Raw genomic sequence first — 13,802 nt, 5'->3', positions numbered from 1 at the left:
GAAAACTGTAGGCTTCATCAAATAAGCAAAGAGAAGTATTTTGTTTCATAGCGAGACTAGCACACAACTAACTTTATATGAGAAGAAGAGAAAAACCAAATCCATCGTGAGGGAATCAGCCATCGAGAATAAACTAGAAGCCCAAATATCCATGAATAACCGATTATTGTGCAATCAAGTAGCAGCTATATTTTGTTGCATACTGAAACTTAATAGTCATGATTACTACAGAATTGCGCGTGTTTTACTCGATACAGGATGTAAAGAGCCGCTGAACGCTTTGAGGAAACGTCCGCCGTAAGCCATCCAAGAGCATGGATCCGTTCATTGAAAAGATCAATCGAGAAAGATCACTTTCGAGACGTTCGCTACGCTCACGGAGAAGGCGAGTGAAAAGTCAGTCACTGCTGAAATTAGACGCAATGCCGCCTTCGGCGGGACGCAAGGCGCCGAAAGAACATCGACGGACGCAAGGCTGCCTTCGGCAGGAGGCGATTTTGAAGCCTGTCTGTTCGCACAGACCAGTTTCGGCTTTGCGAGACCAATAAGAAGCATCGAGAAAGAGCCAGTAGAGACGCTCGCTGCGCCAGAAATTCCGCTGGACGCTTAAGAGCAGAAAACCCTTTGTACGCTGTGAAAAGCCAAGACCCTAGTCACGCCTTTACCGCTCTTTTCATTCTTGTCGGAGAACGGCGAACCGATAACGGATAACCGTTTCTTATTCAACTCGCAACTTGTCTCTTGCAATTGTTTCAAAGATCGAGGTTCTGGCCGGTACACGCCAAAATGACTGAAAGTCAGAAAAAACTTTCATCGCCGTAAAGCTCCTAGTAAGAGAGGTTCTTGGTTGTTGTAAGAGCAAGAAAAGAAGCACCAAATTCGTTTCGCCCGAAATTCTTCCCCCTCATGTCATCCCGTATAGCGTACCCTGAAATGGATTTGTTAGGATCATCCCGTGATGCACCTGCACGGGATCTCGCCCTGAAGATCCGCTATACGATTAAAAACGGTGAACCGCTGAGCGCTGTTCAAAACAACGTTGTCTGTCAACGGTCCGCCGTCCTCCGATAAGATCAATCGAGAAAGAGCACTGTCGAGACGTTCGATGAGCCAACAAGAAGACGAGAACCCTCTAGACTATTTCTTGTCCTCTCTCCTCATCTCGTGCTCTCCAAGCTCTTCTTTGAAACAGACACCCTCCGCCACCTCGTGGCCCTCCTCCCTCAAGGGAGGACCTAAGATCATCATCCAAAGAGCTTGATAGGTCTTGAAGCTCTGCTCGGAGAACGGTGAACCGATAACGGATAACCGTTCCTGCGACTTGCAACTTGTAACTTGGAACTGATGACCAAGAACCTGGACGCGAGGCGTCGGAACGAGGAACTGCTCTTGTTCCCAAAAAATGGAGTCTCTATTTTTCAGGCGATCTCTAAAGTGTTTTGACGAACCAATCTACGGTGGCCCCGATCAACTGATCAAAGGCTGTCGTGTCCCCCGTGAAAATGTTGAACGTATGGTCCGCGCCTTCTATAAGAAGAACTTCTGACTCATTGCTTCTTGATGCATCGACAATTCTCTGAGCATTTACAGGATCAACTACTGTATCTAGAGCACCATTGATTGCTAGTACTGGCGCTGTGGAGTTAGAGAAGACCTGTAACACGTCAGTGCCATAAACTTCATCGAACCACTGAAGCCCGAGTTTAAGAGGAGTTCTCCATTCAAAAGTGAGTTCATAGTAACCATTTTGCTTTGCTATCTCATATGCCTCCAAGCTTCCAACTCCTGATAGGTCCGGAGCACCTGCCCAGCAAAGCACCGATTTGTAAGCCGGATTCTGTCCTGCAGCGAGCAAAGCGATTGTTCCTCCCTGGCTCCAACCCATTATTCCTGCTCGATGGCCGTCTATTCTCGGAAGACTTGCTGCGTAAGCGAAGGCGATGTTTGTATCGTCCACAGCCGATGTGAAGTTGTAGTCGATATAGTCTGCGGTACTCTCGCCGTTTCCAATGAAGTCGAAGCGGACACTGGCAATACCTGCCTCTGCCAGAGCAGGAGCTGCAAGTAGGTAGCCTCCGCCGGCTTCGCTCTTGTCAGAGCCGGTTCCATGAAGCATGACGACTATAGGAAATGGTCCATCGCCTTCAGGGATGCAGATAACGGCGGGAATATCATGATCGATATTGGGAATCATGACCGATATTTCCGTATACGCCGCAGGAATCTTCAATACCGTTCCCACCTGCAGTGCAAACTCATCAGTGATTCCGTTGAGCTCGGCGATTTCCTTCCAGTCGACATCATAGGCCTCTGCAATCTCCCATAGAGTGTCTCCCTTTACAACAGTGTACTCGGTTCCGGCCGCCAGAAGCATGGTGCCAAGAAGCAAGACCAGAACTACGGCCAGAGAAGCTCTCCTCGTAACTTTCAATACAGTCACCCCTCACATAAGGATTTGGTTTCAATTTCAGTATACACCCCCAGAAAAAAGACGATAAGACAAATATCTTTCTTTCAGGTTATTTGAGCAGCTGCCACTCTATAGTCCAGTTGTCGTGGCTCTCATGCTTTACTAAGGCAGAGTTATTTCATTTACCACGTCCGCATTTCCTTCTAATGCAAATGAATCTCTTGGCAAGAATAGATTGCGAAAAATCCTGAGGCATCAAGAGCATTCTCGTAACCTTGGCAATCAGTATGTGCTGCAAACTTGAACGGCGTAGTCGAATTCTTCTCCGTGCTTCATCCACAAGAGAAGGAAAGAATTTCCTCGTAAAGGAAACGTCCCTGCGATAAGAATTTCACTCGATTCAGAAACTTCAAGCAACCGGATTGTTTCTGATCCATCCAGTCTCATTGCCTTCAATTCGAAGGCATCTCCATAAACGAGCCATTCGCCACCGGGGAGGACCGCGCAAGAAGAAGCGGTAAAGACAGTTCCCGGCTTAGAGGCAGTTTCGTTCGATGTGCTGAATAATTCTATTTCATTATTCTCATCCACAAAGAAAACCGTCCCCTCTCCTTGAAGCCATTGCAGAGTATAAGTCGAGTATGTTATTCCGATCAGCATTCTGGATTGTACCTCGTTGTCGAGCACATACAATTGCCCTCTCGGTTCGCGAAACAGTCCATACCTTCCGGAGTAATCATGATCGAAGAACTCCGTTCCTTCGATCGCGTTGTAAGAAAACTCCTCAAAGTCTCCCGAAGCACCAATGACGATGACATTTCCAGCATAAGAAAAAATCAAGAGTCTTCCATCCGAGTCCCAGTCGAATCTATACCGTTCAGTTGAAACAATCTCCAATGCCTCAGCCGGAAGAGGAAAGATCTCGAATTCACCTGTCGAAAGATCGAGTATCCTGAATCTCGTAGAAGGATCACTACCCGGCCTCATCTCTATCATTAGCCTATTTCTATCGGCGGACAGTCTAAACCTTTGAGAGGGATAGCCATTCGATGTCACATCAAGCCAGATCAACTCTCCTCTTATCATGTCAGTCGGTCTTTCCACAACTTCAAATACCTCAGCAGGTCCTCCAAGGTGAGCTGAGTCGCTTTGATTTTTTATAACAAGGTTATCGACTCTGTCTCTCAGCTGAAGCTCTCTTTGATTTGACCATCTCGTGTACATGAAACCATAGCTTCTGAAGACCTCTGTTGCCTCCTCGACGGCCTTGTCAAGGGAGTCGATTAGTTCTTTCTTTCCCTCCGCAGTTACAAAATTGCCTTCACTTTCGACTTTTGCCAGAGATGCTTCAATACTATCTAAACGTTGATTGAGGTACTCCTCAGCTGCTTCAGAAGCTGCTTTTCTTTTTTCAACCATTTCCAGGAAATCCATGAATTCTTCGCAGAGTCCCAAGGAGCTATTGAGATCCCCTGCTGCAAGGCCAATTACAAGAGGGTCATCTAGAGTGAGAGGGAAGGCGATTCCTGACTTCTGAATTGAGGCGTTCTGTATCGAGTAACGTATGCTGTAAGCTGGACTGCCTGCAATCGTACTATTCGGATTGGCTTCAAAATCGAGAATCATCTCGGTGAAAGCTTCCACTCTCGATTTCAGATCATATCTTGCGTCTTCTAGATCGGCCGACTCAAAATCTGAAATTCTGAGGCTCGCGACGAGCTTGAGTTCTTCATTTCTGGAGATCAGGTTTCTCAAGAGTTCGCCTTCCGAGCTCTCATTAGGGATGTCCAGTGAAGGAACTCCGTGGCGTTGTATATACTCCATCTCTCTCTTCAGGAGGAATAGCTCGTCCCTAAGCTCGACCCAGTAAGCATACAACTCATCGACGGAATCTGTAATTGCCGCAGCTTCTCTCAGTTTGTTTTGAGCCAGGTCAGCCGTGATCTCTTCGGACCACAGGTCGGCAATTGTCTGAACCATGCTCTGTATTCTCTCGGTCCATTTTTCAAGGTAGTTCTCTTCAAGCTCAATGAAATCTCTTCTCACCATAGCTGATAGAATCTTGAAAATCTCCAGCTTTTCGCGCTGAAGTACGAGATAAGCCTCAAGATATTTGTAAGTCTTGCTATTCTTTTCATCCAGGAGATAGCTCCACTCAGAAAGGGAGGAGCCATTTTCTTGAAGAGACTGATTCCTGTTCAAAAGGGCGATTCTGTAAGAATCGAAAGCACTGACTTCCCGAGAAAACTCATGGAGTCCAGAGCCGTCTGAATAGTGAAACTTCGGCACACTGATGAACAAATTATCAAGCTCCGTGTCTATTTCAATTGCTCTGTCTAGAAGGTCATTTGTGAGTTCTCTTTCTTTTGTCCAAATCGCGTAAAGACCTTCAAGAATCCAACCGCTTTCAAGAAGGACAATCTCGGGCGAATCGGAGCGAAGTCTCTTCAAGAAATCATTCCCAAATCCATTTTCTTGATTACTGAAAGCCTTGATCAAGTCATTGAAACTTGGGAAATATGTGTTTCCAAGATGGATGCTGGTCTTTTGCAAATAAACCTGGAGAAACCCTCTGATCTCATCGGTCATCTCGGAGTTTATCTTGATAATCTCTTCCTTTAAATCAACTGTGTGGAAAAGAGTGTAGAACTCTTCTCTGAATTTGAACCTTGCATTCTCGATCTCCTCACGAAAGCCTGCAATAGTCGAACTCAACTTCTCATTTTGCTTTGAAGCCTCTCTTTCGATTTCCTTGTTTCGGTCAATGTATTCACTCTCGCTTATTTGGCCTTTCTCTCTCTGCGAATCCAATTCTGCCTTCAGGTTTGCACCAGATCTCGCAGAAGCGGCTGCGTACTGAGCTGCAACACTGTGAATCTCCTGATTGAAAAGCAAAAGAGTAATTTCATCCCTATTCAATCTGTAGAACAACTCTTCAATCACAGCAGTGGAATGATCGGGAGAGGGAATACTATCAGCCGTAAATCGAGAGGCCATCTCGATAATTTCGGCCTCGATTGTTTGAACAACGGTCAGCTCTATGAACGGATCCTCTTTCTCCACAACTTCTGGAACCTTATTGAGAACCTCGTTCGGAAGGGTTTTTCCATCGCTTTCCTCAATCTTCGAATCTTTCATTTTTTCGGTAACTGGGTCTGTCTTGCCTGCATTCTTTGCTCGGCGTGTTGCCAGGAAGTAAGCTTTGTCGAAGTAGCACTTATCTATCTCTGAACTGTCGTTACCGACAACTCTTCTGATTTCCTTTAGAAAAGCAACCTCGTTTACTGCCAGCCTGTTAAACATCAGCTGGAAGTAGACGACATTGTAGTACTTTGTGAAGAGCTCGACAACAAGAGAAGGCGTTTCAACAATATTCTTTAGAATACCTTCGGCCTTCTCCTTCACCATTCCCTCAATAGCTTCTTCGGTTAAAGCCTCTCCCTTCTTAAGAATCTCAAGCTTCACCCTTTCCGTCAGCTTCTCCTTCAGCTTTTCTTTGAGCTCGTCCGAAGCACTTGTCAGGATTTCATCCATGAACTTCTTTTCTTCGGAAATTGAAAACGGATCGACGAAGTAAGACTTCCACCAGAAAGTTGCGATCTTGTCTGTGGCGCCGCAACTGCTTTTCACGTAGTCTATGAAAGTAATCTTGTATGTTGAGTCGATAAGCTGCAGAATTGCATTCTTGAATACTCCCTTGAAATCGCCTTTCAATATAGGCTCTAGGATTGTCTTCCAGTTGGCAAGAAAGTCTGAAATCACTTTATGAGCAGTTTCAATAGAGCCCTTTAAGCCTTCTGCCAGAGCATAGTCCATGGAGCTGTACAGCGAAGACTCGGCAATAGCCATAAGCTGCTTGTTCTCTCTCAGCTTCGCCTGCTGATAAGCCAGTAAGAGACTGGACATCTCTTCATCGGAAACACCCTTGCTTCTTGCATCGTTTATGTTCGTAGTAGATACTGCGACTTCTTCCCTGAAGCGGAGCAATAGGGGGTCGTTTGAATAGAGAGCAGACACGAAGTGATCTGCTCCGGATGCCAGTATCCCTGCTTTTTTTGCAAGATTATCTATCGCCATGTTGTACGCCTTGTTTAGCTCGGCAAGAGAATTGCTTTGCAGCTCCGCAGAATAGACTGAGTTAGCAAAGCTGAGAACAGAGAAGAAAAACAGCAAGAGAAAGATAAGACACGTTTTCATGGCTTTCCTCCTATTTTAGGGGACAACAGACTCCATTATTCAGATCCCCTCAATATACTTATTCTCGATTATCATCGACGGCTTCGCAATGACGGCGGCCTTAAGTGATCTGTCTCTACCTCTACAGGCTCAATTCTTGTACTAAAATCTTTAAAGAAAACGAGCAAAACAAATATTATACAAGCCGGTGTCGCAGCAACTATCGTGCTTTCCCCTACTTCCTCTGTATCAGGCCGATCATATGGCCTTCTGGATCTGTAAAGAATGCAAGGATATTATTCCCAGATTCGAACGGCCCCTGGAGTATTTCCTGTCCCTGATTTTTGACTCTTTCAATGATCTCATCCATATCCTCGACTTCGATATATAGAGCCCTGTGAGTCGGAAGAGTCCCTTTGCCCGTGAATATGCCTCCGTTTATTCCTTTAGGGTCTCCGCTCTTGAATGAATGGAATTTCGTATCGCTAACTTCTGTTTCCCATTCGAAAACTTCCTCATAGAATTCCGAAAGTGACTCCCCATCTAGTGCGTTGATTTCCCAGTAAACAACTGGCATTTTCTTAGCCACTGAATTCGCCTCCTAGCGATAACGTATTACTGCTGAAGCTAATCTAGAGTTGCGGTACTTCCCCTTTGATTAGCCGTTGTAAACTCTGCTGAGTAGATCCGTTGAAAATGGTGTTTTCTGTTCTTCAACTTTCTTCTTTCGAAGAAGAAGGTTTCAACGGCAGCCCAGATGAAAACCCAACTCGCAATGACCAGAATTTCGTGAAGAGCGTACGCGTTAAATGATAATTCCGTAAGAATCGAAGCAATGCCCATGGCCAGCATGCCGACTACAATAAGAATGACACTTAATCTTGCCAGTCTTTTCAGATCAAGATCAATGTAGTAGACTAGCGGAACAAGAGAATCTCTGACCCTCGGAAAAAACTCTTTCATCTCTGATTCAGTTCCTTCGATTGAAACACTTAAGCCTCTTCTCAATGGAAGGTACCTGGTCCTCTCTTCAAGTAATTCGATAAGCTTTTCAGCATCATGCTTTCCAAATGATTTGTCTTCCACCTTGACATTTACGGTGCCGTCATCGGCTCTCTCAGAGTAGTTTTTCACACGCCTATCCAGCTCACTTGTTTCGACTTTCACCCTTTCTAGACTGGTTTTGTTCAAGAACTCCATCTCCCTGAGCCGATATTCATGCTCACCAAACAACCTGGCGCCGTTTGCCGAATGATTGCGATGAAAGATTATAAGTCAACCGCCACACAAAAGCGAAGGATTTACAGGACAACCGCTGCGCTAAGAGTTCGCGGAGTATGACTCCACAGAAGGCAGGAATTTCGTGGAATAACGATCCACAAATCTCCTTCATAGTCTCTATAGAATTATTCTCATGCGAAGAACGCTTCGTTCGTCATAGAAGTATGAGTCACTACAAGGGTCCTTCAGATGATCAATTGTCTACGCTTGATGAGCAGCTTCACTCTTTCTCGAACAATCGGCCTCTTTTTACTAGAGAGATACAGTCAGAACCTGTTCAGTAATGCCATGAGTATTTCCGCTCTGCGTCTATTCTTTTTCACGTAAAAACCCCCTTGAAGGATTGGAAATGACTGATAAGAAGGTCGAAGGATCTAAAGAAGGCAAAATACATCGCATCCCCACTTTCATCCTACCCAATTGACAGCGCGAGCAAAAGGCTCATGCAAACTCATCTTCTAACAATCTTGTAAAGAAGAAAAAACATGCAGACTAATCTCTAGCCTCCCGTTAACCAGTGACAAGTTTGAGAAGACAGCCGACGACAGCGCTTTCAAATAGGGCAATGATATCTTGGCTTGATTCGACTATACTTGAACGGAAGAGACTCAGTAACCGAACCTGAAGGGAGACAGTCTACGTGAATAGTGATTTTAGTGAGATATCACTCAGAATAAGTGGAGTATACGAGGAAATTGCCAAGACTCATTGCTCATCGAAGTCGTACTCGCTTGGGCATATTAAGCTTAAGACGATAGAGCTAATTCATCTTGTTAGAAAAACCTTCTGTCCGCAGCTTTCACATACGCAAATCGTTGACGGCCAAGAGATACTATCGGAGGCTTTGAATATTCTAGGGGAAATGATTATGGAGATTCGGCCTGAACTGGGAGAAAAAGGAGCAGAGAGAGTTGTCAAGGAATTTCTGGCTGAGTTACCATCGATTGCTGTGGCTCTTGTTAAAGACGTGAGAGCCGCGTTCGAAGGAGATCCTGCGGCTCAGTCGATTGAAGAAATCATGATTGCTTATCCGGCCTACGAGGCGATAAGCACGTACAGGCTTGCCCACATTCTTTACAAGCTTGAGGTCCCGCTGATTCCCAGAATAATGACAGAATATGCTCATCAGAAGACTGGAATAGATATTCATCCCGGTGCGACAATAGGGACGCACTTCTTCATAGATCACGGCACCGGTGTTGTAATAGGAGAAACCTGCACGATAGGACACCATGTCAAGATTTATCAAGGAGTCACGCTTGGGGCCAAGAGCTTCGAACTCGACGAAAACGGCAATCCGATCAAAGGGATAAAACGCCATCCCGATATTGGTAATCACGTCGTCATATACGCAGGAGCTACGGTCCTTGGAGGGAATACCGTAGTCGGAGACAACTGCGTGATAGGAGGAAATGTCTGGCTAGTTCATTCGCTGAAGCCGGGAGAAAAGATCTACAGCAATCCATGATGCCTCTTCTGAGGACTCCATTATTCGCTTGTGTTAACGTGACAATAATGACAAGCCAGTCACCTTCGGTGGCCAGTCTTTACTTCGCAAAGGCCAGTCTCGCTTTCAGCTGAGGCAGGTTCAGCTGCGACGGGCAATGAGATTTGCTCATCGCTTCCCTCTTTTTGGATGGCACTTTCGGGAACTCCATTGTTTTAAGTCATTAGCAGCTAGAAGAGTCAAGGTTCCTCGGCGTATTACTACTCCTCACTTCATCAAAAACCTTCTGCACTTTTTTAAGCCATTCCTTTCCTCCCCTCAGGTTGAGCCAGTCCCCTCTGAACTCTTCTGCAAGAGTCAGCGAATCGACTCTTTTCTGACTAGTGAGGTTGCCTCTTTCTGCTTTCTCGAAGTCCTTCTTATCGTTTCCTTCTTCCTCCAGAAGATACTTGATAAAGTCAGGGCAGTGGCGAAGAATGTTCAGAAGAATCTGTTCCGCTATGTCTAGCTCCCTGTAGGCATAGTTCTTCAGCGCCAATACTGCAAGAGCCTTCGGATGGCCACTGTGGTTCTTAAACTCCATTGTTTTGGCTAATTCATCGAACATTTTCATTCTCCAGCACACAAGTAATTTGCTCGCCAAGAGGTAGTCGTAATCATCCGGGCCGACAAGGGGGAAGACTTCTTCGATAACCCTCAGTGCTTCCCCGTAATCCTTCCGGTCGATCAAGCTATCCACATAATGTTCGATGACTTGCAGGAGTTCGGTGTTGGATGGACTCTCTTCGTTCTCTATAAGTGATGCCCACTTATCCTTTTCAACGATATCGTGAAGGACGTTCAAAGCGAGCTCGCCCACAACGTGAAGGAGCTTCTTCAGTTCGTCATTTTCTCTTGTGGAAAGGAAGAGAAGTGTATTCATGAACTCGAAGTTGAACCGGTACTTCTTGCAGTAAGCTACCATGGTATCGAATGCATGATCGATATCGTTCTGACTTATCGCTGAGTTTATCAGCGTATACATTGGCACTCTTGAATACTCAAGACTGCCGGTCTTCTCGAACGAAATGAAATTAGGTTCCTTAATCGATTTCAAGTTCGAAATTACACCATCAATCGCCGTTCTATGAGAATACTCGTCTGCCATATGTTTATAGATCACATCAAGATCACCGAAAGAATCCCGAAGAAGAGATAGGATCAAAGGCGGATCTGGTTTCTCATCTGTTATCTCAGAAAACTTCTTGCTGAAGAGCTCCTCGTCTTCAAAGTCGTATTTCATGCATAACAAGAGTCCCGATCGTACAACTGGGATTGTTGGCTCCAGCGTCTTCAGATATGCGACATACTCTCCCACACAATCAGTAGCCTCATCCTTGTCCAGGAGAGCGCTTGCAATAGCCATATTGGAGAACAGGGAAGCCTTCTTTTCTATCCCTTTCCAAATGTTCTTCAGTCTATCGAAAAGTTTGCTGAAATCATTGCACACGACAACTTCGTAAAGAAAACCGTCTCTCGACTCGTAGCTGGAGGAATTCAACATAATACCGAGTTCAGAATCACTCATCGAAGCGAACATCTTATTGATAATCAGTTTCGCCCTTGCTTTTTCTTCAGTCTTTCCACCTGCTGCCATGCTAACCGGCGCCAACAAGATATCCCCAAACATAATGTGAGACAGGCTCTTGATGAACTCAGTCACCTGATCCAGATTCAGTTTTCGATTCCTTATCATAGCCAGAATCGGGAACTGCGAGCTCAAATAACTCTCAACAGACGGTAATCTAAGTCCTACTGACGAACCCATAGTATCGGGCATCGAGTATGATGCCAGTACAGAAGGAACAATCTTTCTCAGGTCTTCCTTTAAGGAGCCCTCGAACTGCTCAGCATCTAAGTTTTCGCAAATGAAAGTCGTCAATTCATTACCCCAAAGGTAAATAGGAATATAATGCTCACTATTCACGAAATGTCTGAAAAGCGAGAGATTCTCTCTTACAAGTCCTCTAGATTCTTCGCGGTCTTTCTCTTCGAATAGGGAAAAGAATCTCTTCTTCAAGTCTCTTGTTGACTGATAATTCTCTTCTTGACCGGGTGAAGTTTCCTCTGCCTCATTCAGGGTGCGAAGAAGATCTTCGAGAAGGATGTCGGCTATCTGCTCCTTGACAACATGTGAAGTAGTCTTGTCTGAAAGCATAAGACCGGCAAGATAACCCCTGAAGAATCCGTTGCTCATTATCTTTTCCAGGGGCATGTCCAGAAAGAATCCATCCTTAAGTCCCTTCGCAAGCTCGATTGCTGTGCTTCTTTCAAAGAACGACTCAAGCCCTTCGAGAGTACGATATTCAATATAGGAATTCCTGCTCATCTCCAGTGCCTCCGCCAGGAGGGTCACCTTTACTGTCTCTCTATCCATATACCACCTCTAGCATGTGTAGTAGAACACAATAAATTAATCATCGTTCGTTTTCCAGCGTTATGCAAAGAGATGAAGAAATGTGAAAAAAAACAAATCGCTGGATTAATTGATCTACCCCAGCCCTGCTAAATCAACCTTCTCAGTTAAGCAGAGTCTATCCTTAAATAGGAAAGCGCTTTTCTACCGACTAGAGATCACTGAAGTGAACAGTAGTTCTTATGCTCATATTGGGAGGAAGCTTCCTCCAGAGGTCTCACGAATCTCTTTTTCGAGGGAACACTTCTTTTTAATCCATTGGATATTGATCTTCAGCCCTCGGATGATTGCTCCGCCTCTCAAGCTCTTTGGAATTTGTTTGCTGCAGAATATAAGTACCGGTAATTGCAGAGAGTGATTCCCTGCAATTGCAGGGAAAATTCCCTGTTAATGCAAGAGCCATTGCAACTTCCCCCGGAATTACCTACCCTTGTAGTTAGGACACTATTAGGGGGGGAACAAAGGAAAGCGTTTACTCCCATAGGGAGGTTGTTCTAGGGAGTCCAATTTTCATTAGGAATCGGAACAGTTGTGGTGTAGGCTCTAGTTAGCCGGATAGTCTCTTCAAACGTTATTGTTCCATGCGTGGGCAGTTATCGTAAGGAGGGCTTACGCGGGAAGCTATCAACCGAATCCTCAATAAGTATCTCATCGAAAAGCACAAAGAGTTTGCACAGAACAAGCTTGCACACTTTCTGAGAAGTGATGTTAGCGCCATGGTTCAGGAAATGGTGGACTCGGAGTATCCTGATAGGTTCAAGGTATCTGCGTCCCCCGGACAGGGGCAGTGGGCAGAGATTCCCTGGATAGGTGTTTTCGACAAAGACATAACAGAATCTCCTACAGAGGGTTATTTCGTGATGTACATTTTTACTGCAGACATGTCGGCCGTCTATCTCTCGCTGAATCAAGGCTGGTTATTCTTTAAGGAAACGTTCGGCGCAGAGTCAAAGCAAAAGATTTCTATAGCGGCGGAAGCCTATAGAAAAGTGCTGGGGCAGGAAGAGAGCTTCGACTACGATAGCATAACCCTGGGAACAGATTGAGAACTGGGAGTCGCTTACGAGTTGGGTCACATTTACGGAAAGAAGTATGAGAAGGGAATGGTACCAGGAGATGAAACACTTAAGACAGACTTGCTGGGAATGATTGCTCTCTACGAGAGACTCAAAGGAGTAATCGGCACTGAATTCCCGGAGGAGCGGATCAAGAAGATTATCTTCGAGCACGAGAGCGCTTCACAAGCATCTAATGATGCCAATATGGCCGATGTGAAGAGAAGTGAAGATGAGTCTATCAAGGAAGGAATAGGCAATGAAGGTCATCCTGCTGACATCAACTTCTTGACTCTCCAGAAGGTGAGCGAAAGATCCGGGTTGCCTGTTGACAGAACGGAAGAGTACCTGGATAAATTGGAGAAATCAGGTATCTGCTTATCCAAGACTATTGAGGGCGAAAAACACTTTCCGCTTGAAAGTCCTGAGTTAGTCTCAAGGCTCGATGCGATTCACAGCAAAGGACTATCTCTTAAAGAAGCAATTGAAACAATAAGAGAGGGTGACGAATTGGACTCAAAGAAACTTGAAGAGATGGAGCAGAGAATCGAAAAACTCTCAAGAAGCATTGACTCACTTTCCGCGCTGTTAAGTTCTCACGTTGCAAGATACCACTCAACACCTGAGAAGAAGGGTTTTTGCTATCATATCAAGCAAGCTTTCAAAAGCATCGGAAGTAAGAAAGAGTAACTGAGTTTCAGGGGGTGCGCTTTTCTGGCATACCGTTAGCTTCTTCGCTGCAGTCAAAGATCGGAGGACTGGCAAAAATCATTTGCATCAGAGATCGAGATTCAGACCAGCCAAACGTCATAATAGCGTTGCTAGCAGAAGTGCTGTATTCCCGTTAATGCTAAGGGATTCACGATTTCTGTGAATTGGTGTTGGACTTAACTGAAGAATATATCTCAGGGTTACCCTTTGAGCCCTGAAGAGGTCTGCGAATAAAGAGGCCGCAGTTGCTGCCGATCTTGTTCTCTT

General features: G+C 45.2%; 6 protein-coding genes and 1 pseudogene. 2 read left to right on the top strand and 5 right to left on the bottom strand.

What is annotated here, in order from left to right; all coding sequences use genetic code 11:
• Nucleotides 1-1,429 precede the first annotated feature (1,429 nt).
• From V512_RS08290 to V512_RS08275, 4 genes are all read right to left on the bottom strand, one after another.
• Nucleotides 1,430-2,440 (bottom strand): alpha/beta fold hydrolase, encoded by a 1,011-nt coding sequence (locus tag V512_RS08290; protein ID WP_243392330.1) that lies wholly within the window; start codon nt 2,438-2,440, stop codon nt 1,430-1,432.
• 252 nt (nt 2,441-2,692) lie between these two features.
• Complete coding sequence (locus V512_RS08285; protein ID WP_099830021.1) at nt 2,693-6,607, bottom strand: hypothetical protein; 3,915 nt, start codon at nt 6,605-6,607, stop codon at nt 2,693-2,695.
• Nucleotides 6,608-6,821: 214 nt separating this feature from the next.
• Complete coding sequence (locus V512_RS08280) at nt 6,822-7,175, bottom strand: VOC family protein (RefSeq protein ID WP_099830020.1); 354 nt, start codon at nt 7,173-7,175, stop codon at nt 6,822-6,824.
• A 38-nt stretch (nt 7,176-7,213) separates the two neighbouring features.
• Nucleotides 7,214-7,777 carry a hypothetical protein gene (locus tag V512_RS08275; RefSeq protein WP_099830019.1) on the bottom strand — a complete coding sequence of 188 codons (564 nt, stop codon included), beginning with the start codon at nt 7,775-7,777 and terminating at the stop codon, nt 7,214-7,216.
• Nucleotides 7,778-8,507: 730 nt separating this feature from the next.
• Here V512_RS08275 and V512_RS08265 point away from each other — a divergent pair.
• Complete coding sequence (locus V512_RS08265; RefSeq protein WP_099830017.1) at nt 8,508-9,335, top strand: serine acetyltransferase; 828 nt, start codon at nt 8,508-8,510, stop codon at nt 9,333-9,335.
• Between the two features lie 202 nt (nt 9,336-9,537).
• Here V512_RS08265 and V512_RS08260 read toward each other — a convergent pair whose 3' ends face one another.
• On the bottom strand, nt 9,538-11,730 hold the full coding sequence (locus V512_RS08260; protein WP_099830016.1) for a hypothetical protein: 2,193 nt from the start codon (nt 11,728-11,730) through the stop codon (nt 9,538-9,540).
• A 662-nt stretch (nt 11,731-12,392) separates the two neighbouring features.
• On the opposite strand from V512_RS08260, the pseudogene V512_RS15025 reads away from it, so the two are divergent.
• Nucleotides 12,393-13,514: pseudogene (locus tag V512_RS15025) on the top strand (DUF3578 domain-containing protein).
• Nucleotides 13,515-13,802 lie beyond the last annotated feature (288 nt).

Source organism: Mesotoga sp. Brook.08.105.5.1 (assembly GCF_002752635.1).
GTDB lineage: Bacteria > Thermotogota > Thermotogae > Petrotogales > Kosmotogaceae > Mesotoga.
The sequence above is the reverse complement of the archived record's forward strand: the minus strand, read 5'-3'. Positions and strand labels throughout refer to the sequence as shown.

What these genes read in the sequence shown, in the direction of transcription:
- V512_RS08285 (WP_099830021.1), bottom strand. Translation starts at nt 6,607, where the DNA reads ATGAAAACGTGTCTTATCTTTCTCTTGCTGTTTTTCTTCTCTGTTCTC.
- V512_RS08260 (WP_099830016.1), bottom strand. Translation starts at nt 11,730, where the DNA reads ATGGATAGAGAGACAGTAAAGGTGACCCTCCTGGCGGAGGCACTGGAG.